The organism is Veillonella sp. ACP1 (assembly GCF_000286635.1).
Taxonomy (GTDB): Bacteria; Bacillota; Negativicutes; order Veillonellales; family Veillonellaceae; genus Veillonella; species Veillonella atypica.
In genome coordinates this window covers 1-24645 of the sequence record NZ_ALKL01000001.1, presented here as the reverse complement: position 1 = coordinate 24645, position 24645 = coordinate 1, and the positions used below count along the sequence as shown (strand labels likewise).

The 24645-nt window shown below is 40.0% G+C and carries 25 protein-coding genes; 4 read left to right on the top strand and 21 right to left on the bottom strand.

Annotated features, from left to right (window positions below):
• Window positions 1-79: 79 nt before the first annotated feature.
• The 9 genes from HMPREF1151_RS00120 to HMPREF1151_RS09745 all read right to left on the bottom strand — a co-directional run bounded on the left by HMPREF1151_RS00120 (window position 80) and on the right by HMPREF1151_RS09745 (window position 6328).
• Complete coding sequence (locus HMPREF1151_RS00120) at window positions 80-1300, bottom strand: hypothetical protein (RefSeq protein WP_009660614.1); 1221 nt, start codon at window positions 1298-1300, stop codon at window positions 80-82.
• A 407-nt stretch (window positions 1301-1707) separates the two neighbouring features.
• Window positions 1708-2127 carry a hypothetical protein gene (locus tag HMPREF1151_RS09860; protein WP_071529957.1) on the bottom strand — a complete coding sequence of 140 codons (420 nt, stop codon included), beginning with the start codon at window positions 2125-2127 and terminating at the stop codon, window positions 1708-1710.
• 126 nt (window positions 2128-2253) lie between these two features.
• A complete protein-coding gene (locus tag HMPREF1151_RS09855; RefSeq protein WP_009660604.1) occupies window positions 2254-2415 on the bottom strand; it encodes a hypothetical protein in 162 nt (53 codons plus the stop codon).
• 21 nt (window positions 2416-2436) lie between these two features.
• Window positions 2437-2811, bottom strand: coding sequence for a hypothetical protein (locus tag HMPREF1151_RS00110; protein WP_232197990.1), 375 nt, complete (start codon window positions 2809-2811; stop codon window positions 2437-2439).
• A 5-nt stretch (window positions 2812-2816) separates the two neighbouring features.
• Window positions 2817-3383, bottom strand: a complete 567-nt coding sequence (locus tag HMPREF1151_RS00105; RefSeq protein WP_009660627.1) for a hypothetical protein — start codon at window positions 3381-3383, stop codon at window positions 2817-2819.
• Between the two features lie 478 nt (window positions 3384-3861).
• On the bottom strand, window positions 3862-4440 hold the full coding sequence (locus HMPREF1151_RS00100; protein WP_227041684.1) for a hypothetical protein: 579 nt from the start codon (window positions 4438-4440) through the stop codon (window positions 3862-3864).
• A 52-nt stretch (window positions 4441-4492) separates the two neighbouring features.
• Complete coding sequence (locus tag HMPREF1151_RS00095) at window positions 4493-5155, bottom strand: hypothetical protein (RefSeq protein WP_232197989.1); 663 nt, start codon at window positions 5153-5155, stop codon at window positions 4493-4495.
• Window positions 5156-5255: 100 nt separating this feature from the next.
• Window positions 5256-5963 (bottom strand): nicotinamide mononucleotide transporter family protein, encoded by a 708-nt coding sequence (locus tag HMPREF1151_RS00090; protein WP_009660725.1) that lies wholly within the window; start codon window positions 5961-5963, stop codon window positions 5256-5258.
• A gap of 155 nt (window positions 5964-6118) precedes the next feature.
• The gene (locus HMPREF1151_RS09745) at window positions 6119-6328 is read right to left on the bottom strand and encodes a hypothetical protein (RefSeq protein WP_009660732.1); all 210 of its coding nucleotides are present in this window, start codon (window positions 6326-6328) and stop codon (window positions 6119-6121) included.
• A 1080-nt stretch (window positions 6329-7408) separates the two neighbouring features.
• Here HMPREF1151_RS09745 and HMPREF1151_RS00080 point away from each other — a divergent pair.
• Window positions 7409-7978 carry a hypothetical protein gene (locus HMPREF1151_RS00080; RefSeq protein ID WP_009660665.1) on the top strand — a complete coding sequence of 190 codons (570 nt, stop codon included), beginning with the start codon at window positions 7409-7411 and terminating at the stop codon, window positions 7976-7978.
• Between the two features lie 80 nt (window positions 7979-8058).
• The gene (locus tag HMPREF1151_RS00075) at window positions 8059-9297 is read left to right on the top strand and encodes a zinc-ribbon domain-containing protein (protein ID WP_009660743.1); all 1239 of its coding nucleotides are present in this window, start codon (window positions 8059-8061) and stop codon (window positions 9295-9297) included.
• Window positions 9298-9405: 108 nt separating this feature from the next.
• Here HMPREF1151_RS00075 and HMPREF1151_RS00070 read toward each other — a convergent pair whose 3' ends face one another.
• The 11 genes from HMPREF1151_RS00070 to HMPREF1151_RS00020 all read right to left on the bottom strand — a co-directional run bounded on the left by HMPREF1151_RS00070 (window position 9406) and on the right by HMPREF1151_RS00020 (window position 22048).
• Entirely contained in the window at window positions 9406-9609 is a 204-nt protein-coding gene (locus tag HMPREF1151_RS00070; RefSeq protein ID WP_009660660.1) for a hypothetical protein, read from the bottom strand.
• Window positions 9610-9619: 10 nt separating this feature from the next.
• Entirely contained in the window at window positions 9620-11098 is a 1479-nt protein-coding gene (locus tag HMPREF1151_RS00065) for a PD-(D/E)XK nuclease family protein (RefSeq protein WP_038141025.1), read from the bottom strand.
• 522 nt (window positions 11099-11620) lie between these two features.
• The gene (locus tag HMPREF1151_RS00060) at window positions 11621-13051 is read right to left on the bottom strand and encodes a [FeFe] hydrogenase, group A (RefSeq protein ID WP_009660662.1); all 1431 of its coding nucleotides are present in this window, start codon (window positions 13049-13051) and stop codon (window positions 11621-11623) included.
• 326 nt (window positions 13052-13377) lie between these two features.
• Window positions 13378-13770: a hypothetical protein gene (locus tag HMPREF1151_RS00055; protein ID WP_005381651.1), complete on the bottom strand. Its 393-nt coding sequence runs from the start codon at window positions 13768-13770 to the stop codon at window positions 13378-13380.
• 46 nt (window positions 13771-13816) lie between these two features.
• On the bottom strand, window positions 13817-14893 hold the full coding sequence (locus tag HMPREF1151_RS00050) for a Fic family protein (RefSeq protein ID WP_038141023.1): 1077 nt from the start codon (window positions 14891-14893) through the stop codon (window positions 13817-13819).
• 438 nt (window positions 14894-15331) lie between these two features.
• On the bottom strand, window positions 15332-15703 hold the full coding sequence (locus tag HMPREF1151_RS00045) for a hypothetical protein (protein WP_009660658.1): 372 nt from the start codon (window positions 15701-15703) through the stop codon (window positions 15332-15334).
• Window positions 15704-15929: 226 nt separating this feature from the next.
• Window positions 15930-18395 carry a DNA gyrase subunit A gene (gyrA, locus tag HMPREF1151_RS00040; protein WP_009660692.1) on the bottom strand — a complete coding sequence of 822 codons (2466 nt, stop codon included), beginning with the start codon at window positions 18393-18395 and terminating at the stop codon, window positions 15930-15932.
• A gap of 106 nt (window positions 18396-18501) precedes the next feature.
• Window positions 18502-19704 (bottom strand): ATP-binding protein, encoded by a 1203-nt coding sequence (locus HMPREF1151_RS00035; protein ID WP_005379379.1) that lies wholly within the window; start codon window positions 19702-19704, stop codon window positions 18502-18504.
• 348 nt (window positions 19705-20052) lie between these two features.
• Window positions 20053-21297, bottom strand: a complete 1245-nt coding sequence (sfsA, locus tag HMPREF1151_RS00030) for a DNA/RNA nuclease SfsA (RefSeq protein WP_009660676.1) — start codon at window positions 21295-21297, stop codon at window positions 20053-20055.
• A gap of 198 nt (window positions 21298-21495) precedes the next feature.
• On the bottom strand, window positions 21496-21717 hold the full coding sequence (locus HMPREF1151_RS00025; protein ID WP_005375863.1) for a DUF2922 domain-containing protein: 222 nt from the start codon (window positions 21715-21717) through the stop codon (window positions 21496-21498).
• Window positions 21718-21841: 124 nt separating this feature from the next.
• A complete protein-coding gene (locus HMPREF1151_RS00020; RefSeq protein ID WP_005375915.1) occupies window positions 21842-22048 on the bottom strand; it encodes a DUF1659 domain-containing protein in 207 nt (68 codons plus the stop codon).
• 407 nt (window positions 22049-22455) lie between these two features.
• Between HMPREF1151_RS00020 and HMPREF1151_RS00015 the strand changes: the two genes are divergently transcribed.
• The gene (locus HMPREF1151_RS00015; RefSeq protein ID WP_009660600.1) at window positions 22456-23412 is read left to right on the top strand and encodes a DUF1858 domain-containing protein; all 957 of its coding nucleotides are present in this window, start codon (window positions 22456-22458) and stop codon (window positions 23410-23412) included.
• Window positions 23413-23432: 20 nt separating this feature from the next.
• Window positions 23433-24098, top strand: a complete 666-nt coding sequence (locus tag HMPREF1151_RS00010) for a hypothetical protein (RefSeq protein ID WP_005375832.1) — start codon at window positions 23433-23435, stop codon at window positions 24096-24098.
• A 175-nt stretch (window positions 24099-24273) separates the two neighbouring features.
• Here the strand turns inward: HMPREF1151_RS00010 and tnpA are convergent.
• Window positions 24274-24645 (bottom strand): IS200/IS605 family transposase (tnpA, locus tag HMPREF1151_RS00005; protein ID WP_038141018.1); only part of this gene is annotated, 372 nt, incomplete at its 5' end.

The following is a 24645-nucleotide window of genomic DNA, read 5'->3' as shown; positions in this document are numbered from 1 at the left end:
GACACAATAGTATATAACTTACTTTCAATTTTACACTAAAACCCTCTTAAAATTTACAAACTATATACACACAACTGTATTACATCTTTTCTCGACTTTGCATGCGGATTACTTTATTCCTCAATGTTTCAATATTTGCAAAGTCAGAATATTCTACTGTATTACGCAGCTGAATATGAGAATATGGCACAGCCCCGTCGGTATAAACTAAACTCATAATGTATATATTCTTGTCATCGCGTAAGAATCGATACATTAAAGATTTTTTACCTGGTTGATAGTTATCTACCAAAAGACTAGGCACACCATTATTCCAAACAGATGCTGCTTGAATAGGTGCATCACCTATAATTTGGCTTTCCGGCTTTACCTCCGAAATTTCATTAATAAAAGAGTAAATATATTTATCATCTACTTTTACAGGTTTCTTGTCCACAACAAGTTGCATCCCCAATCCACGATAGTCCCTTATTTTAGCAGAGTCCTTTAATGACTTCTGTGCTGTTAGTTTAAGCCCTTTAGGAATGCGATACATGAGATTATCCCAGCTGATACTTTCACTATAATGATCCAAGTCATCTAAAGAACGAATCGATGGAATTACATAATTACTCATAACGCGCTCGATCTTATTGGTAACAGGCTGATTTTTGTAGCTAAGGCCTATCATATATTCTTGATTTGGTTGATTATCTAAACCAACTACAGCAACCATAGCAGGCGTATTCTCACCAAAAGATTCTGTATCAATAGCCCATTTACCATGTGAAATACCAGGATATATGAACTCCCCTTTTCGCTCTGATTTTAGTTTACCTAATGCATCATCATAATTTGGTTTCGTACCGATCGCAAAAAATATGGAATTCTCTCTTACAATAGATAAACGTTCACCATCACTGCGTTTTGGGTAATATTTACTTGCTAATAGTAGTCCAGGGACAGATGCTCGGATGTTATTACGATCATCATGCAACAACACAACTGCAGTCTCATTAACAATTAAGTCTATCAGCTTTTCAGAATCGCTTGCTATCTGATTGACTTCATCTCGTGTTAGTCCCCAGTCAGTTATATACATTTCCATACGCTTCTTAGATTCAGAATGTAACTTTATAACATCACTAGCTCCTACATTACTCAAGCTATCGGCCCGATAATTCTCATACGCATTAGCAGGAATGCTCGCATCTGCCCCTGGCATAGGCGGCTGTCCGGCTGGTACTTCGATCTGTACAGCACTTACATTTATGGTGAAAGCAGCTGCTAGTAACATCATAACTATACTTTTACGTAACATAAAACCCTCTCTTTTTCTCTCACATTACAACAAAATAAGCACAACCTTGTTAGCATAAGTATACTATGCAAACAAGACTTTGCCTATTATTAGTAATTTTATATTTTAGTACGTATAAGTTTTTTGTATATATTTAGTATTTATAAGGTTTATCTCAATTTGACGATATATATCTTTATCCCTATAATATAAGTAGATAGTCAGACGAGTAGTGACGTCAGGCTCATCTCTACTTACATAAAAACATGAAGAAATGGCCTTTTCGTTTTATACTAATCTCCAGATTAGTGGAAATGAAAGGCTATTTGTCTTTTGTGAGACAAACAAGGGCTATTAATGCCCCAAAGGCAATAACGACAGTTATTACCTGTAATAAGAGCATGATTATTTCATAATCACTCATAGGCTTATCCCTCCCTTCGATGACGAAGAGAGGTCCAACCTCGTCTAACTATCCTAAGTCTATTATAGAACGAACTAATATACGATAGAACAAGAAAGTAATAATAGAAATATATGGGTAAATATATGGATAAATATATAAGAAAAGCCCGTCTTAAGACGGGCTTTTTAGTATTCATAGGATAGTATTTTTGTAGTACCAGGTCCGCAAATTGAACGGCTAGTCCAAGGTAGTTATGAGGATCTAGCATATAGTCGATTTCGTCTTCTGTGAAAGCTTCAGTAAATTCTGGCTCAGCCATCAAAGCATCTTTCATTTGGGCTTCTTCTTCATAGGCTTTCATGCATGTACGGTAAACGATGGAATGCGCAGTCATACGGCCCAAGCGAGGTGCCAAATGCATCATAATACATTCACTCATCATTAAGCATCGTAGAGGAACCAACTTTCCCAATGAAGAACGGTTCTTCTAATTCAAGGATTTCTGTCCGTTGTAAGCTTAAAATTTCATGTCTCATAAGATAACTGTACTTGCCATAATAAGCGCCTCCTATTTCGCAACTACATCGTCAAATTGTACGCTATATACACGTTCATACAGACGGTTTGCCAAAAGATATCCTGCAAAGCCAAAGTCTACAGGGGCCGTTGCCATCCGTCTATCTCTCGCTTCGCTTTGTGCATCATATCGGTTTCCATCTACATGGAACACTTTAAAATCAATAATAGTAGATTAAATTCCTGAATTCTTTTGTTTAGACAACCATAGATCTTTATACGATGCTAATTGATGGGCATCCAATTTCTTAATTAAATTGGCAAAGGACTGCTTTGTATCAAAGGTGTAAAGAACCTGCTTTTCCTGAATCGTGTCACCAGCAGGCATGAGCACATACTGTGTGATGGTAATTTGCTTTGTTCCATTCGGCCCGTTAGAGGCCTTGATGGAATCCTTATCTATATAGGTGCCATCACCATTGCCGCTTTCACCAAAGCCACGAAGCATTTCATAGTGGCTAGTATTTTGTAATTCCTGCATAGACATGCTATGCGCGGGCACCACACAAGACAGCGCCACCGCCATTGCCATATATAGTACTTTCATCATAGGCCTCATTTCACCACCACATCCTCAAAATGCATACGATACGCTTCATAGAATAATGTATCTGCTATATCATAGCGTGTTGTATTAGGCGCCATGCGCACAATAGCACGAGTCGAGGCTTTCACCTGAACCGGCAGGGACTGTCCGTCAAAAGAGAATTTCCCCAATGGTTCCTCAGTGCCCGTCATACCGGTTTTCGTCTGTGCCGCATCAATAACTGTCGTCAACGAAGCACCCGCTTGTTTCGCGCGATATACCTGACTTGCCAGTGACAAACGAGTATCATAGGATACAATCCAGGAATCACTATAAATAACATTTTTCCGCGGCGATTGGTACGCATTATATACCGTGGCTTTAATTTTATACATAGGTGGCGCATACTCTAATACCTCTATGGATTTCGTATCTAAATACCATGTAGTATGCTCATCTGCATTAGGACCATCAGGCGTTACCTCATAAATCACCTTAAACTGCGGTGATGACTTGAGTTCCTGTATCGATATAGCTTGGCTAGGTATGGTGAAAGCTAGCGCTACTGCTAACATTATAAAAATACGTTTTAACATAAAACACTCCTCTTAGAGATTATAGTTAGAAACACTATACCTCACTCGCTCATTCATCTTAATTTGACGATATATCATAACCTTATTATAATATAAGAAGATAGCTAGACGAGTCGTAACGTCAGGCTCATCTCGAAAATTAATTTACTTAGGAAATGGCCTTTTCGTTTATCTAGCTACCAAGCGGTAACGGAGGGCTATTTGCTTTTTGTAAGGCAAATAAGCGCTATCAGTGCTCCAAAAGCGATAACAACAGTCATCACCTGTAATAGAAGCATAATGATTTCATAATCACTCATAGGCTTACCCCTCCCTTCAATAACGAAGAGAGGCCCAACCTCGTCTAACTATCTTAGGCTTATTATATAGCAAACAAACATACGAAACAATAAGCATCGTATTATACCGATTTATAGATAAACCTCTACCTAAAAATTCTAGGTAGAGGTTTCTTTTCATATCTACATTATACTATTCACTATAGTAAATAAGGTAGTAAGTTATATTCTTTTACATCACTCAATACATTACTATTTCCATGTCGATCACGTTGGTACCGAATCAATACGACTCGATTTGTATACTTATTGAACACAAAAGATAAGCCTTCATTGTGATAACCTACGTATTCGCCCACATAGTACCCTGTATATGTATCATAACCATGGTAGATGTCGCCATATGGCTCTGCCGGACGGCCCCATTCAGTATCCTCAAGAAGCGGTCCATAAAGAGATTCCACTTCACTACGCGTCATACCTACCATGGCCCCTTTATTGGTAGCATATCCTGATTTTGTAATATATATCATACTTGGTGGTGTGCTATAATCCCATAATGAAATAATAACTGATTGGTCCGCAGAGATGTACATATCATGACTAGAATAACGATGATCTGCTAGCCATAAAGAATAATGGTAATGATTCAAATAAGAGTACATATCCGAATTAGATTCTAATCCGGCTAAAACACCTGCATCATCAGTTTTGGCAAACGCAGTTTGTCCCATACAACCAATGATAAGAATAGAACTCAATAAGAATTTTACAAGCATATATTTCAATAGACTCACCTCTTAAACATATAGATTATAGTTATATCATCAGTTAGTGCCCTGCATCTAAATTTCCATGGTTAAATCCATTTTCTAATTGTTGTACTACATCTTGATATTGATCTTTCTTTGATTGTAAATACTTAATATGCAATTTATTTTCAGAACCAGCACCAACAAAACCTTTCACATAATAAATAAATGTACCATCAGTATACGTTACGACATACCAATCATCACTGACGGTATGAAATCCAGGTATACCTCGTTGCTTGGCTACATTAAGAGTCCGATAATAAGCTGCTTGTGTTGTTTCATTAAGTGTATTATTCGAACCAGATACGGTAACTTCAATAGTTCCATCTTGAGGTGATATAACACACCCATCACCATTAGTCGGTTCCTGCCCCTTTACCCATGTACTAGGATAACGAACAGAAAAGCCGAATCGGGCATTACGATACGTAAACACATCTATCGAGTTAGTATTAGCTTGATTTGTCGGTGTTGACGTTTCCTGTCTTGGTGCCTCAACTGGCTTTACTTGTGCGCTCGTTGTCTCCGTTTGGCCCATATTCTTTGATTCGTGATTGACCAACATAACTGTACCAACACCTATAGCAACACCAATTGCTAAACATGTAATAGCCACAATAATATGCTTTTTAGTAATTTCAATAACCATCAATGCTAATCCCCAATCTATGCACCTCATCAAGCTTTTATTTTATAAACATTATAGCCTGTCTATACATAAAATAGCCAGTACCTCATTGTCGAGATACTGGCTATAAATCTGAATACAAGCAAAATGTTTATTTCGCTTCTTTATCATTCCAAACTAGCAATGCACCAATGGCATTAAGAATATAAAATACATATTTACCAACATTGGCAAAATTTCCTTGAGTGAATGCTTTTAGAAGCTGAACGATATTATAGACCATCCAAAATGGCCATTGCGTATTTAATTTTAGAGCGTTAAATAGATTAGCGATGAGAGATAAGGCAAATACAATCGTTGTAAGAATCGATAAGAAATTAATATGACCGCTAAACCCAATAAAGTTAGCTATGATAGAAAAAATAAAAGCCATCACGGTAATCATAGATCCTACCCATCGTTTTTGTGATGGACTCATCGTATTAGGAATCCCATCATGCGATGCTTTCCATTTTTTTATAGCAAATGTATAAATAATAAAGGTAACAGGATATGTAATAATCGCGGCTTTATTACCAAGAATGAAATCAATTACACCTGATAACACAGTATTAACAATGCCAAGATAGTTACCCCATTTGTTCAATTGGCCAGTAAATCGTGTAGACAACATAGAAATACCAACATTGATAACAGAAATAAGGCCAAATGGAACTAACGCAGTCCATGGTCCCCAATCTACAAATTTCTCAAGTCGAGAATTAAGATACCCTGCAGAGATTGCAATGCCAACTACGAGTGCCACGCCGATTAAATCAAACCATCTTGATGTAGCAAATTGTTTTAAATACTGTTTCATATGTATCGCCTTTCTACACAACATGTTTAAAACTGTTTTAACACAACACAAATTTCAATGCAATAGTCAATTTATATAATCCATAGATATAGCCAGTACCTCTCTTCAAAGATACTGGCTATTTTCATGCATATATACTATTCAAACAATATTATTTAATGGAATACATAACTCATCCAAGATACCAATGCCTTCTTATACTCGTCAATGGTAGAGAATTTCGGTGTATAGTTGGTTAACCACTCGGTTAATGTAGGTTGTGTCGCCTCTGGGTCTACGGCGATTGGCAAGTCCCAGATGTTACCATGTTTGCCTTCAAAGTAGCGCCATTTGTCTTGGGCAAAGAAAACAAGAACGCATTGCAACACGCCTCAAAGGACTTGCCCATTTCCACACACACGGCCTTGACGAACGCTCGAATCCACTGCCGTTCCAGCTCAACATGAGGACCATTGACAACCACATCGTCTTGCTCCTCATCATAAAATGGGATGATCCTGCATGTATTAAAATCCAAGCCAAGCAAAAACGTCGTCGTTTCCTTCCCCTCTATCGGCGGGAACAAGGACGACCGAATCGTATTAAATACACCTGTTGTACTAATCGTAACGTGACGCATAGTACCTCCTATATAACAAACTATATACTAAAACTCCATATATCATCTATATTTGACGATGAATGAAATCGCCGTTATAATAAAAGAAGATAGTCAGACGAGTGGATACGTCAGGCTCATCTCTAAATTACATATACATGTAGAAATGGCCTTTCAGTTATCGAATTATCAAAGATAACGAAGGGCTATTTGTCTTTTCCTAGACAAAAACTCTATTAGTTCCTCAATAGCAACAACTTACATCATCTATATTTGACGATGAACTAAACCGTCGTTATAATATAAGAAGATAGTCAGACGAGTAGTTGCGTCAGGCTCATCTCGGAAAACATAAAATTTTGAGAAATGGCCTTTTCGTTTTTACTAATCTCCGGGTTAGTGGAAATGAAGGGCTATTTGTCTTTTCCTAGACAAATAAGCGCTATTAACGCCCCAAAGGCGATAACCACGGTCATCACCTGTAATAGGAGCATAATGATTTCATAATCACTCATAGGCTTACCCCTCCCTTCAATGACGAAGAGAGGCCCAACCTCGCCTAACTATCTTATGTTAATTATATATCAAACAAACATACGATACAATAAGTATCGTATTATAGAGATTTATAGATGAAAGCTCTACCTTAGAAGATCTAGGGTAGAGTTTTTTGTGTTTATAGTATATCTACATTACTCCGTATATCAACTCTGTCTTTTTAACTATATACAATAAATAGTAAGTGATATCAAAGCTTTCACATAAACGATTTTCCGAAAGGTTGTTGTATGATACTATATAAAATATGAAGGTTTTATGAATGTGTATATAAGGGAAGGGTTACGTAATGGCTACTAATAAATTTACTTATAAAACATATCAAGAGGAATCTAATTATTACCAAAAATGTAGCTATGAATTCGAAGAGAAAAATAAATCGCTCCAACAACGGATGACGGACCAAGAAAATCAATCGGCACAAAAAATTCATGAGCTAGAAACGCAACTACAATTGATGGCGGAAGATGAAAAAGCATATGAGAACGATGCAAAGCGTCTAAATGATGCTAAAGGTTTACAACAAATTTACGAAAAATTTGAACTAGAGAAACAATTCTTAGCGGATTATACAAGTACTAATCAAACAGTGCGCGTTTATATCCAAAAAATGCTCACTCGCCTATATGCAGCCGATGATCCAACACAAATTGATGCCACTCATAATAGTAAAATCAATTCATTGGGATTCCCTATTTATCATATGGAAACCGCTGATGGATATCGATTATATTATGCGTATTCAAAAACAAGTGCCAAACCAATTCACATTCTTTGTCACTGCATAAAATCAAAAGAAGCAGTCTATTTCAATAAGATGAAAAATTCAGAAACATTTAAGAAAAAATTCCGAAACTAAATCACTTGAATCACTATGATTTATAGGGTTAAAATTAAAATATATTCTTATCATATACAAAACAAGCCAAGGAGAGAATCATGATTTGTCAACATTGCGGCACCCCCTTACCGGAGGGCGCCAAATTTTGCAGTATTTGCGGCCAACCCCAAGCACAATTAACATGTAGCAATTGTGGCACCCCATTAGAACCCAATACCTCATTTTGTAGCAATTGCGGAACACCAATTAATAGCACACCAACTACACCAGAAGCAGTAAGAACTTCTCCAACACAAAAGACCAGTCCTTTGTATGACTGGGATCCTTTTGAACTCAATGAACTAGACACACTTACATTTGTGCTCACCAAGAAATATGCTGAATTTCAAGGTCGTGCCAGTCGTAGCGAATTTTTCAGATATAATTTGATGATTTCTCTTTGTCTAACAATCATCCCTATCATAATGGGTATCATTAAATTAGTATCTAATAATATCGTGACTGTTATCGTCTTATATGTCCTACTAGGTATTATCGAATTAGCATTAATACTTCCAGGCTTAGCTATTGCAGTCCGCCGTCTACACGACACCAATAAATCTGGTTGGTTCTTCCTTATCAACTTTATTCCTATCGTAGGACCCATTTGGTTCTTAATCTTAATGCTAACCAAAGGTGATGCACATACTAATAACTATGGTGAAAGAACTTCCTATATCCAAATCACCCCAGAAATCCAACGACAACATGGACTCCGGCCGTCACCAACCTCTACATCTACTGCATTGTATATCATTGCCTATGTCGTACTCATAAGCATAAGCATTGGCTTGAGCGCTGCTACTATCGCTACTAGTTTTAATCCTATAAACAATACAACACCTACCCACTATTCTACGAATACTAACAGTAATAATTCGTCTGTGAAAGCTACACCTGCCCCACAACCATCACCAACAAATACACAATCAGTGGCACAAAATAATGCGGTTGAAGAAAGTACAAAAGCATTACAAAACTACTATCGCTACCTAACCAATAAAGACTTTGCTAATGCCTACACGTACCTCTCTGATGAACAACGTGCTAGCCTCGGTACCTACGACTACTGGCGCAATGGATATAAATCAACCCTATCCACCACATTACTTTCAGTAAAAGCTGTATCCGTCTCACCAGACACCGTCGTATATAATTATCGCATTGAAAGCAAAGACCTCGTTAACGGCCGCATCAAACATCAAACATTCACCGGCAATGTAACCATGGTAAAAAACAACAATAACTGGATCATTCAAGACCAAGATGGTCAATTAGCTGATTCCTATTACGAATAAAATACATAAACATAAAAGACTCGTATCATTTGCTGTGATACGAGTCTTTTATAATCTATGCTATTACTATCCCTAAAATTATAAATACTAACTACTATTACTCATACATCATGAGATCTCTACTATTTCACTAATTTCACTAGCAAACAATTCATAACAATCAACATATATCGAGGCCTCATCTGGCTCATTATTTACACCAGAAACAAAAGAGTCCAACTTACCTATTAACGACTCTCCATCAATAAATCTAACCTCTACATATGTTGATTGTATTTCATGATAACGATTATATAACTCTTCCTCTGTCATAAGGTCACCTCTACTTTAGCACTCCTTTACGCACAAGGTCCCATTTCACGTCCTCGATCTCCTGCGTTAATTCTGCATTTAAATCACGCATTAAGGATATAAATTGTGCACGCTTATCCGCATCATTCCAATCAATTAGTATCTTATGCAATTTAAATTGTAACAGAGTGTTTTCATATTGCTTATATAAATTACCTTCAGAGCATATATCTCCCTTATCAGTTGTACAACAATATAGCTTATTAATAGCCTCCAATTTAGCAGAAATCTTCTCTAATGATAATATACGCTCTTTAATATAATTATACACACGTGTTTTATATGAGCATGTATTGCTTTCACCATTATCACCGGCGCCCTTTTCCCACCATGTATAGTACCGCAAACTCAAAACGGGGCCTTCTTTAATTTTATCAACACGCCAAAACATATATGGTTTAACGGTTAAATCATCTTCGTTTGCATTTTGAAAGCCCCAATAATCGGCATCAACAGTGCGGTCTAGAGAACGATTCCAAAAGTGCATCAATGACCAAGGTGAACCAAAGCTGCTGCCATGCTGAATCGTATGAGTATTAGGTGCATCATCTATGCGACCATATACATATGAATCCTCAATATCCTCAACGTGTTGCTCCAATTTCGCCATAAATGGTGCTTCATGATTTGGCTGATTAAATACAGTCTGCAAAAATCTTCGTTGGGCAATCGCAGTATCTTGGATATAAAAACGAATATGCCCATCTACATCCTTATAGTATCTCCAAAAACAGCTATGCTCTATAGTAGTCCTAATTTTAGAGCGCAAATAATCCACAAAGCTCATTAAAATTGGATTATTCCACTCACGACAAGACAGTAACAAGGATAAGAACTCTGGCCCATCCACATAGGTATTAACCTTTGGATCCTTCTCCAGTTCCCAAACCGTATTCCAGTCATCATCATTGAACCAATCCGTCTTCAAATACGCAGTATGAATCGTATACTTTGACAAATCTAATTCTCCCGGTTCATCTCGTAATGCCCATCGAATACTATTCACCGCGCCCCAGCAAGCAGTCCCATCACGTTTTTGCTGTTGTTCCTTTTTATTATCTGGAAGATGTTGATATATATCTAATCCATTGTATTGATTTGATTCAAATGTTTTTGAAAGCAAGTATTTATATCGATTGATCTGATTACCGTGCTCCTGTGATGATGTTTTATCTTCAATAATTAAAGCTACTTGTAATTCTGGAACCAATACAAGCACATCAATATTAAGTAACTGCCTAAAAATATATATCTGGTTAACACCAGATACATCATAGCCCCCGTTCAACAAACGAGATAAAAATCGAGCTCCAAACTGACGCCCGCTTTCATTATCGTCGCGAACAGACATATTAATCCAATTCAAACACCAACAAATAAACGCATCCTGCGACAACTCATTCGTCGCAAAACTAAAAATATTATTCTCCACAATCCGTTCGTCAATCATATTCCGTATCCCCGATATAATACAAACAACTACCCTAACCAACCCCGGTACATAAAACTCGATCAATTTATAATAACAATACCATCCTTAAGACAAGTATACAATCACAAACGTGTAAATTACTTACCATAAATGAAAAACAATGCCCTGATATCACAAAAAACACAAACGTACATAGAGAAAGACCCTATCGGCCCCTCAAAACGACTTCGGGCTCCGCGTATCGCAGTAGCGTGTCGGCTTTCTCCCTTCTCCAGAAACAATACCCTAACATCACCTAAACTACAAGCGTACATAGAGAAAGCTCCCAGGGGAGCCTAAAAAACGACTTTGGCCCTGCGGAGGCCGCAGGCCGAAGTCAGACCCGGCCGGTGTATTCTCTCTAAAAAAACAATGCCCTAACATCACCTAAACCACAAACGTAAATAGAGAAAGACCCTATCAGCCTCTCAAAACGACTTCGGGCTCCGCGTAAGCGCAGTAGCGTGTCGGCTTTGAGGGGCTGATAGGGTCTAACTATAATTACCCTTTGTATTTAGGTGATGTAGGGCATGTTTCAGGCACCACATCTTTGCGGTCCCCTAGTTGTGCACTACGGTCTGTATAGTGTGTATGAAGTAGTTCGTGTGCTTTATGTCCTAATGGTTCACCCAAGAAGTTTTTGTATAGGTCTTGGATTTCTGGGTTTTCATAGGATGCCACATATTTATATTCTTCATCAGCTTTGTAAAGTCCGCCAATGCGGGCTTCTTTTGTTTTCACAGCTTGTGGTAATTTAGTACGTGGTTGACCACCACCACCGATACAACCACCTGGGCATGCCATAACTTCGATGAAGTCATAGTGTTTGCCACTTTCTTTCAACGTGTTAAGGAAATCACGAGTATTTTTACCACCGTGTACAACAGCAACGGACAATGTTACGTCATCACCGAGTTGTACAGTCGCTTCTTTAACACCGTTCATGCCGCGAACGTCTTCAAGGTGAGTCAATGCATATGGAGGTGGCTCTTTATCAGTGATGAGCTTGTACGCTGTACGCATAGCTGCTTCCATAACGCCGCCCGTATTACCGAAGATGATGGACGCACCAGTTTCCATGCCGATTAAATCATCGAACTTAGAGTCTTCTAAGCTGCCAAAATCAACACCTTCGTCATTGAGCCAGCGAATAAATTCGCGTGTGGTAATGGAAATATCCGTATCCATGCCGAGGCTTTCATCATCGTAATAACGAGCCGCCGCATTTTCCTCAACCCGCTTAGTTTCAGCCTTCTTCGCCGTACAAGGGTTAACGCTGACAGACACGATATTTGCAGGATTGATGCCCTTTTTCTCAGCAAAGTACGTTTTAATCATGGCCGCTTCCATAGCGATGCAAGAACGGGTACTGGACAAGTTTGGAATGAGTTCAGGGAAATAAATTTCCGCAAAGCGCACCCATGCAGGGCAACAGGATGTGAATTGAGGGATGGTACCGCCATTCTTTAGGCGATCTACAAGCTCAGATGCTTCTTCCATAATGGTCAAATCCGCACCAAAGTTCGTATCGACCACATAATTAGCACCCAATTTACGAAGGGCGCTAACCATTTTTCCTTCTAAGAATGTGCCTGGTTCGTAGCCAAAGCCTTCGCCGATAGCCACGCGCACAGCTGGAGCCGTTTGGATAACAACGATCTTGTCTGGGTCAGCAATAGCCGCTTTCACCTTATCAAGCTCAGATCTAGCATGCATGGAATCGAATGGACAGGCAGCCGCACATTGACCACAGTGGATGCACATTGGCACATCACCGGTTGATTCAAGATCGTAATAATCGAGCACGCTCATCACATCGGCGCAAGCGCGACGGCACAAGGTGCAATTCTTACACTTCGAAATATCGTGGTAAATGGACGGGTTGTCGAGCGCGATTGGCACGCGTTTGTCGATAAATTCAAATTGGGACATGAGGACCTCCTCGTTCTGTATAATCATACCTATTGTGAAAGTTTTAATTTCTCTTATATTACTAGCATAACAAATAAGGAGGCCATTCATCAACGAACTAGGATAGTAGGAATTGGCGTTTAGTATAACACGATATAGTATATTACGATATACTATATTACGTTATACTAAATTAGCAAAGAAGATACATGCCTCATCAGACCAGATATTATCTGGTGTTATAAGGGTTTTCACCCACACGTTTTGTCCTATAGCTCAAACTCATACTCTGCATATAAACACAAAAAAGCAGCTCTTTCGAGCTGCTTTGTCGTATAAGGTGTATATTATTTTTTACCTTGTTTTGCTTGTTGTGGCCATAAGAAGTTGTAAACTGCTTCGGATGGAGAACCAGCAACAACTGGACGATCTTTGCCATCAACTTTATCTTCACGTTCTGCGTAACCTTGTGGGTTATACAATACAACCTTTTGGTCTTTTACAGTTTTCTTTTTGTGGTTGAATTCTTCAGTTGCGATGAAATGATAACCTTCAGAATCTTGAGCTTTGATCATTACAGTTGCAGTTTTATCGCTTTTTTGAACGCTATCTTGATCGATGGACCAAGTGATACCTGCACTATCTTGACCAAATACTTGCCAGTTAACAGCACTAGCAGAACCGAAACCGAATGCGCAAATTGCAGCAGCAGCTAAACATGTACCTAGTAATTTTTTCATATATTTCACCTCGTATAAAATCAAATTTAATTTATTATACCATATATTAAATGTATTTTGCGTGAAAGCTAATTTTTTGCGATACTTTTACGTAAAATGTACTTCGTCCTACGCCATGACGTTCGATAAAGCCCTCTTCTACGAGTTCTTTCAAGGCTTTTTCAACAGTAGATACAGCTATATCTGGTTGTTTCTCAAGAATTCCAGATTTCGTAATCTTCCCAATAGTGGCAGTAATTATGATTTTTATACGATCCTTTGCAGATAACGACGTATTCAGCAAGGCGATGCGGCTTTCAAAATCACGATAAGCCGCCAAAATAACGCGAAGCATATATTTGACAAAAGGGACTACATCCTCATCGCCTGTGTGCCAACCTGCGCCGGATTGAGCTAATGCCGCATAATAACTATCCTTTGTACGCTCGATTTTTTGCTCTAAACTAATGAACTTACCTATCATGTACCCATTTTGGTACAAGAGCAACGTCGTCAGCAATCGGCTCATACGCCCATTGCCGTCATTGAAAGGATGAATACACAAAAAATCGTGTATAAATACAGGAATCACAAGCAATGGATTCACCGATTTATCTTGGAGAACCGCATTAATACTATGGCAAATGTCATCTATAGCAGCCGGCGTTTCATATGGTGCCAAGGGCTTAAAGCGCTCCACCTCAGAACCATCCGCAAGCCGCTCAATAATCGAATTCTGCACATTCTTGAACTGTCCGCCAATCCCCTTGTGGGAATACGCATACAAATCGCGATGCAACTGCAGTACAATTTGCCTTGTCAAATCGATATACTCGTAATTTTCGTGTACCGTATTCAACACATCGCGATACCCCATAATCTCTTCCTCATCCCGATTACGAGGCATCACCTTATCCGCTACCAACGACCGAATCCGAGCCTTCGTCGTCACAATCCCTTCAATCCGGTTCGACGACTCCACACTCTGCACCTTCGCAATATCTACCAACCGCGCTACACTACTAGGCCGCTGAGACACAAACAAATCCTGTCGCCCCTTATACTCATGAATCTGAGACACCAACGACACAACCTCACCATCCCACAGACAATCCTCGAGCCACCGATAATCAAAACTACGCATACCGCACCACCTTTCCCCTAAGCGAACATTTCTCCCCTAATTTTAATACAATTTAGGCGATAAATAAATAAAAATATATCTTCCTTCTCCGGCCCTTTCGGAAAAATAAAATTCTAAGGAATAAAAAATGCTTATGTTTCTGATTTTGTATTCAGGATATAGAAAAGAATAGTAGGGAATCGAAAACCAACTTTACCTTCACTGTGGATGACCTTTGAGGAAAATAATTTTAATGTAGAATAAAAAGAAACCTCGCTCTGAATATGTTGCTAGGATAGGTTGGGAAATGGATGGTGTCTAAAAACAGACTTTGGCCCTGCGAAGGCCGTAGGCCGAAGTCAGACCCGGCCGGTGGAGGATTTTTAGACACCATCCATTTCTACATACCACACCAGAATGCTAATATTCAGAGCGAGGTTTCAAAACATCTATATTAAATTATTTTCCCCAAAGGGCCTGCATTACTTCTGCCCCTATTGTATCTTTCTCAATTTTCACAGGTTTTTGTTTTTCATTGCTACTCAACAAAGGTACGCCAGATTGGCTATACACGGTGGCGTTGACTTCTGTCCATGTGCTATCTGGGCGATTGATTTCAACGGTGTAGATATAGGTATACCCTTCTACATTGTTGGCTTTCACCAAAATACGAGCCATAGAATCTGTTTTAAACACAGATGAGTTATCGATAAACCATGCGGAATCGTCTGTGTCCGCATCAACGTAGTACCAATCAGCAGCATTGGCTACGCCAAAGCCACCGAAAAATATACATCCTGCTGCCATGATGGCAGCTAACCATTTTTTCATCATTCTCTCCTATTCAATCCTTTATTCATTCAACTATATATGGGCATGATTGTGGTTTGTTCTCTACAGAACGTCAGGGCCTTATAGATAAAGCAACTGCTCGTCCTGTATAACACGAGTGGCGACCACTTAGGTGATCGCCAATTGTGCATATCTATGTTAGATATAGTATATTTTCGTTACTTTGCATATAGAATACAAACAAATCTATATGACATATACGATATTAGTCTTCGCTTTCGATTTCAGATGCAGGAATTACAGCAATGCTTGCTACCTTATCACCTTCGTCGAGGTTTTGTGTTTTCACACCAGAAATGGCTTTGCCTTTTTTCACAGCAATGTCATTCATGTTAAAGCGAATGATTTTACCTTGTTCGGAAATGAGCATCACTTCGTCATCATTGTGAACGACTTCAACGGCTACTACATCGCCAGTTTTATCGTTAATGCGGAAGTTCTTTGTACCGATGCCGCCGCGTTTTTGTACATTGTACGCATCCGCTTCGTTGCGTTTACCATACCCCTCTTCGGAAATAGTAAACACTTGTGCTTCGCTTTCATCAGACTCAAGAACACCAGCGCCTACAACAACGTCGCCTGTTTTCAATTTGATACCACGAACGCCATGAGCCGCACGTTTCATGAGACGAACGTCCTCTTCGTTGCAACGGATGGCCATGCCAAGTTTCGTACCGATTAGGATATCTTGGTTGCCTGTGGTTACGATTACAGAAATCAAGCGGTCCCCATCGTCAAGGTTAATCGCATTGAGGCCAGAACGACGGATGTTGCGGTATTCTTCGATAGCCGTGCGTTTTACAACACCGAATTCAGTAACCATGAATAAGTTTACATTTTCATGGATGCGTTCAAGGTCGATCATAGTCGTAACGGATTCGCCCACAGCGAGTGGCAATACGTTGACCATAGCGGTACCACGAGAGTTACGGGAACCTGCTTCTGGCACTTCGTACGCTTTGAGGCGATATGTGCGACCTGTGGACGTAAAGAACAACAATGTATTATGCGTGCGAACATGCATAATTTGCGTTACGTAGTCGTCTTCCTTCGTCTTCATGCCAATAACGCCAGCGCCACCTTTATGTTGGTTGCGATATACGTTCGCGTTCATCCGTTTGATATAACCTTGTTTAGTCAAGGTAATAACCATTTCTTCATCAGCGATGAGGTCTTCTACATCAAGGTCGGACGTATCGATTGTGATTTCACTGCGACGAGGATCGCCGTATTTCTTCTTCATATCTTCCAGTTCGTCTTTGATGATTTGACGTTGACGCGCTTCGCTAGCCAAGATAGCTTTCAAATCTTCGATCAATGCCAACAATTCCTTGTATTCTTCTTCGATTTTTTCGCGTTCCAAGCCTGTTAAACGGCGTAAACGCATGTCGAGGATGGCTACTGCTTGTTTTTCTGAAAGCCCGAATTTTTGCATCAATGCGTTACGTGCGATTTCATCAGTTTGAGAACTGCGGATTGTAGCGATAACTTCATCGATGTGGTCGAGGGCAATCAACAAGCCTTCCAAGATGTGAGCACGCGCTTCAGCTTTGTTAAGCTCGAATTGAGTGCGGCGTACGATGACATCGAGGCGATGATCTAAGTAGTAACCCAATACTTCTTTCAAATTCAATACGCGAGGATGACCGTCTACGAGGGCCAACATAATCACGCCGAAAGATTCTTGAAGTTGAGTGTGTTTATATAATTTGTTAAGAACGATATCTGGTTGCACGTCAGCGCGCAATTCTATAACGATGCGCATACCTTGACGGTCAGATTCGTCGCGAAGTGCTGTGATACCATCAATAACCTTGTCACGGCTCAAGTTCGCAATCGTCTCGATGACGCGAGCCTTGTTAACTTGGTACGGAATCTCAGTCACTACGATTTTATGCTTGCCCTTCGCCATTTCTTCAATGGTTGCACGAGCGCGCATCTTCACGCTACCACGACCTGTGGAGTACGCTTTTTTAATGCCTTCTCGGCCCAAAATGAGCGCACCAGTCGGGAAGTCTGGACCTTTAATTTTTGTCATCAATTCGTCCACAGTCACATCTGGATTATCGATGAGCATTTCAAGGCCATTACAAACCTCATTAAGGTTGTGCGGCGGAATATTTGTCGCCATCCCTACGGCGATACCGCTGGAACCATTGATGAGAAGATTTGGAATCTTCGCTGGCAATACGGTAGGTTCTTGCAAGCTTTCATCATAGTTCGGCATGAAATCAACAGTTTCCTTGTCGATATCAGCGAGCATTTCTTGCGTAATTTTTGCCATACGTACTTCGGTATAACGCATCGCAGCAGCACTATCGCCGTCGATGGAACCAAAGTTACCGTGGCCGTCTACCAAGAGGTAGCGCGTATTGAAATCTTGCGCTAAACGAACCGTTGCGTTGTAAACAGAGCTATCACCATGTGGATGATATTTACCGAGTACGTCACCGACGATACGAGCGGATTTCTTGTACGGTTTATTTGGCGTCATGCCTGTTTCGTGCATCGCGTACAAAATACGACGATGTACTGGTTTCAAGCCATCGCGCACATCTGGAAGAGCACGCATTACGATTACGGACATCGCATAATCGATATAAGCGTTCTTCATTTCTTTATCAATCTGAACGGGATGAATATTCCCGTGGGACCATTGTTGGTCTGCCACAATCTCACCTCATTTTACTAACACTGATTATAATTCATCATATTATTATAGCATTTTTGTGGGTTTAGCGCTATTGTTATCAGGATTTTTGTGAAAGCTGCCCCGCCTATTCTAATAGCCAATCCAGAACATTCTTTTGCTCTATACCATTATGGTTATCTGTTTTATGTAATACATCCATTGTAAGTAAATATTTAGGGTAGTTATCATCAAGTTGCTCTAACGGTGATAATTCACGTAGTAATGTAGCATCTTCCATTACGGTATAACTGACTTGGTAATATTCTAAACGATGTGGTTTTTTAGCAACAAAATCTATTTCTCCATTTTGTTGATGTCCCACATACACATGATATCCACGTCTAACCAATTCCAAATATACTATATTCTCTAATATATGACCTCGATCTGAATCTGTGCGACTTAATAAAAACTTACGGAATGCACTATCTACAACATAATATTTAGCATTTCGCTGTAATAATGCCTTCCCCTTTACATCAAATCGATCAACTTCATAGATTAAAAGACCATCTTTAAGACCTTGTAAATATTTCTCAACCGTCTTATTGTCCGTTTTACGACCATAACTAGTAAGAGTGTTCGCAATTTTTGTAGGATTAATCAGACTTCCTATATTAGCCAGTAAGTATTTTATAATATCCAATAATAAAGGAACATCTGTAATTTTTAATCTCGTTACAATATCTTTCAAAACAACTGTATTAAGAATGCTTTCTAAATATTCATCAATGCTTTCATCATCCTCAACACGCACTAATCTTGGAAATGAACTATGTTCAATATATAAATTATATATTTCCATATCTGATAAATTTTGCTGACTATATGCACTGTGAAATTCTTTGAAAGAAAGAGGTAACATCTCTATTTGTACATATCTCCCCGTTAGCAATGTAGCAATATCAGAGGACATAAAATATGCATTTGAACCGGTAATATAAATATCTACATTAGGTTTGATAAATAAACTACCTACGACCTTTTCAAATTGTGGTACATGCTGCACTTCATCTAAAAATACATACATGGGAGTCTCTGGAATCAATCGTTCTACTATATACTCATGGAGGGCATGATACTCCTGTAGCGGTTCAAACTCTAAATCTTCAAAATTAATAGAGATAATTTGATTTGGTTTAACACCACTGTCTAATAATTCTTGTTTAAATAATTCAAATAATGTAGATTTACCGCACCGACGCACACCAGAAACGACTTTTATTACATCTTGATCTTTATGACGCCTCAAAAAATCTAAGTATTGCTCACGTTGAATTAAAGACATCATAACCTCCTTTTCCTAACACTATATCACTGTTAAAATACAATCAATGTATATATTTTAGGACAGCAATCCTAATTCAACTCTATTTTAAAAAGTTCAAGGATTACAATCCCTGTACAATTTAATTATAACATATTTAGGGATTGCAATCCTTAAACTTTCTATTTAAACCTGTTCCATTTTGGAACAAGTTCAAAACCTTTCTAATTTACCTTCAGCATAAAATCTCAATACATATAGAAGACGTGCAAATCAAATTGATTTACACGTCTTTTTTTAACATATCATCAGAGGCAGTTGTTTCCATTTTGGAAATAACTACTAACACATCTCAAATATGCTACTTTATTAATTCTCAACAATTATGGAATCCAGTTGATTCATCCTAAATTCTTCTACCACATCCATAAAGGCCTTATTATGTATTGGATTTTCAGTCATACCAAACAAATGGCTCGTGCAATCACAGTCGGAGCAGCCAAATTTTGGCACGTCCCACTCGGAAATGGCACGTACCGCATCAGCTAAAGCACATTCGACGCTCACGTCTACATCATCAGGGTCTGGCATGCTCGGCATGGATGGGTATGGTTCGTGAGTAAGGCTCCAGCTTTCAAGGGGCAGTCCACTTGTGCGAATGGGCACGGCCGCAATCATTTCGCAATAGCCCCGGAAGTAATCGAGGTGCCAATGCATTTTCTTACGTTTTCTCTTATGGCGCTCAATGCGTTTTGTAAGGTTCGCCTTGGCGGAGCCGACATACATGTAATAACCTGCATTAAAATGCATCATGCCCTTAGATCCGATTTCGAGATCTAGTTCATGGTCAAGGTGCATCACCATGATGTATACGCCGCTATCGTGCGCTTCGCTGTCGAGAACATAGCTCGGATAGGTGCAGGCGCGTGTCACGGTAGGCATTGTGAAAGTCTCATCCCACGCCACAGCAACGGCTTTCCAGTCGAGGAATGGTGCCACTTCTTTAAAGGTCGTGGCAAATTCTAAATCCGTATGGTAGTCCGGCAAGAACCATTTAGCTTGGTCCCATTGTACAAGGAATAGCACACCCGTATGGTATCCTTCATCCTGAAGTTCCCGTAAGTGCAATAAATGCTTGCGTCCTCGTTCTGTGATAGCATCGGGGAACATGGCACCGGTCTTGGAGAACAAGGTGCAGGATTTAACCTCTAACAGGAATTCTTCACCATCGTCGTTAGTGAGGAGTAAATCAAAGCGTGATGTCGCCCCATGTAGTTTTACCGTATATTCGCGACGTACAACACGCCATTGTTCCCAACCAGGAATGAGTTTGTTTTCAATCAAATGCTCTGCTACATCATTGCTATAATTCGTATCGAGCATGATAACAACGCCATCACGTTCAATGCCTACAACGCGATACTTCGTCTTCGCATCAGGCTTATCATGAGGCACGATGTACATCGTAACACCTGTAAATAACAATTCCCACATACGACCTGGATTTGGTAAATGGGCAAGTACGCTTTCACCATTAAGATCTAAGGTCACCACAAAACGATTGGGACGGCCTGTATAAGTTGCTTTCAAAATTGTATCGTATAGAACCTTCATCGTTCCTCCTACATCAAGATAATTCTAGGTTCATTATACAACAAAACGGGCCACTCCGAAGAGCGGCCCGCTGGGAGGCGCATATGACAGGTTCCGAGGCTATCATATGACCAGGGATAAGATATTCATCGCATAACAGCGATAGTTGTGCTAAGCACAGATGGGATAGAATTATCTATGCATTAGCGATATATTGTTTTATTGCAAATCTCTACTTTGCGTAGATACTTCACTGGCAGAGGTAAAGCTTGCCAATGGAGCGTCGCCAGAGCCTAAGATTACCTTATTCGCTACTAGCGCATTAGCTGCCGTTTTAGCTTGTTCCAAAGTAAGGCCAGTGCGAGGTCCACTAATTGTGATCGATGCGCTTTTACCATCGACTGTAGCAAATTTAAGATATACCACACGTTTATCAGCCATGTTGGGCACTCCTTTCTAATTCATATACATAAGGATGGGAATGATCGCGATAGGTCCACAGGGTTTGGATTACTACGAACCTTCACGCAGCCATTATGTGCTAACTATTATGAGTGAAAGCACATTAATGACCAAGGGATACTTCGTTGACGCGTATTACGTCAGCAATGGTGTTCTCATAGAGACCAGCCAATGCGGTACCGACGATTTTGACCGCATCATCAGTAGCTTCTTCAGCGACGCGTGTGAAAGTGACGTCTTTGTACTTCGGTTTTTCTTCCGTACCGATATTAAAACGTAACACTAACTTTGTGCGTTTTAGTTCAGCCATCTGATCACCTCCTTTCACCTATATACATTCCAAAAAGAGGCTCGTGACAAGCAAATTCGTTTCAAAAAGAGGAATAATATTTTTCCCCATGAAAAAACGACCCCAAATCAAGGTTTAGGGCCGTACTTTTGTATTTAGTTTCACGTGAAACAGTGCCAAAAATTTTTGCTTTTTTGTAGCTTGGGACACATTATTTTATTGTAAAATGAATTATACTAGTATATGTAATTTGAAATGATGATAACAATCATTTCATAACGATCTCTTACTAGCTCTCTAGAACATGTATCGTTTGGACGTACATCACCGTCGAAACGCATCATCTCTAGCATGTGCTAATAGAGACTTTCACAGTGAAAATATATGATAAAATATAAGTAGTTCATTACAATTTAGAGGGGATTACAATGGCTCAAATCGCAGGAAATTTACAACGAATTAAAAACGGCCAACGCCGTTATGCTATTACACCGCGCATTCCAGCGGGTTTTATTCAACCAGATCAATTACAAAAATACATTGATGTGGCGAACAAATTTGGCGCTGTTCTTAAACTAACCGGCAGCCAACGCATTATGATTACGAATTTGAAAGCTGAGGACGTAGACGCAGCGTGGGACATGCTCGGCATGGAGCCGGCGTACATGGTGTCCAACCGCGTGCGCAGCGTCAAGATTTGCCCAGGCACAACGTTTTGTAAACGGGCTAAACAAGATAGCGTGCATCTTGGCATGCAATTGGAACGCAAATATTTGTCCCAAGAAATGCCTAGCAAGATGAAGATCGGCGTGTCCGGCTGCATTAATTCTTGTACTGAAAGCCGCATGAAGGACGTTGGCGTAATCGGTACGGTTGAAGGCTGGAGCATCTACGCTGGCGGCAGTGGCGGTGCGCATCCACGCATTGGCGACCTCATTGCAGAGGTAACAACAGAAAAAGAAGCCCTTGCACTTGTGGACCGCATCATCGAATATTACAAAGCAAATGCACAAATCGAACGAATGGGTGAATTCATCGACCGCATCGGCTTAGAGGCTTTCAAAGAAGCTGTACTAGGCGACCTTGAAGGGGCTCCTACAGAAGTAAAAGCAGCAGAACCTATTGTTAACTTGCCAGGTCACGGCAATGATCCAGAGGTTGAGACGCCACGCCTTGAACCAGGTCAACCAATTACACCGGATACAATCATCCGCGATATCGTGGACATCTATCCAAATACAGTACCTGTACTACAAAGCATCGGCATGGGTTGCCTCGGTTGCCCATCCTCTACGATGGAACCACTATGGCAAGCCGCTGAAATCCACGGCGTCAACGTGTACGATTTACTTAACAAACTAGAAACTGCCCGCAAAGGTGCATAATTAATATAAAGGAGTTTCACATGTCCGCATTTTTAGGTCACATTCACTACTGGTTATACCGCAAAATCCAATTGCTCGTAGAGCGTGAAAACTTAATTCTTGAAAAAACGACAAAGGTCGTAGACGATCTTGCTGAGGAATTACATTCCATCTCCGTAGATACATACGGCGAACCAATTAACCCTAGCATTCCATTGGAAAACATTATCGACCATAACAACATTCACGGTTGGCTCTCGAACCAAATCAACATAGCATCCGTCCGCGAAGCGGCTTTCATCAAAGACATGCTCGATACAAATGCTGATGAAAATGCTATTCACGTAGTAACCGCTATTCTCGATGCCTTCGCTGTACAAGGTCAAGCATGCGGCGTTGTGGCCCAAGATAGCCTCGAAGAACATACGGCGCCAGCCATCTACAACGCCCTTCAAAACTTCTATGTAAACGGCATGCCTTGCGACGGCGGCGACCAAATCGTTGAGGACAGCGCTGACCGTTTCACATGGGTCGGCGACCACCGCTTACAAGCTGGCTACTGGCGCACTGCAGGCGTAGACCCTAAATTCATGATGCTCGCATACCAAACATGGTTCGAGGCCTTTGTGAAAGCTATCGATCCTGAATTCGAGCTTATCACCACCGAAGACAATGGCACACGATTATATACAATCGCTAAAAAATAAATACCATTTCGTTCGCTAAAACGGACGAAAAATCATAACCACCCGTTGAACGGGTGGTTTGCTCTGACCCTATAAGGGTCTTTCTCTAGTGGTGGCCCTCTAAAGAGGGCTTTGAATGATCTGACAACCACTCTATTACCACTGGCTGCCCCCTACTCGGGGGCTTTTATTTTGCCTATTTTACCGGCTCACCCGTAAACGGGTCGGTATATTCTTTAAAGTTTAATGTATCTTGTGCTATATCTTCTTGTAATTGATTGCGAATATACTCTTTTATCGCTCCTTCGTATCTTCCCACTGTATCCACATAATATCCTCTACACCAGAAATGTCTATTTCCATACTTATATTTTAAATTTGCGTGTTTATCGAATATCATGAGGCTACTTTTGCTTTTTAAATATCCCATAAAACGTGATACACTTAAATGTGGTGGAATAGTTACTAACATATGAATATGATCCGGACAGCATTCTGCCTCTATAATCTCTACATTTTTTCTATTACATAAATCTCTTAAAATTTTACCTACATCAGCTTTTATCCG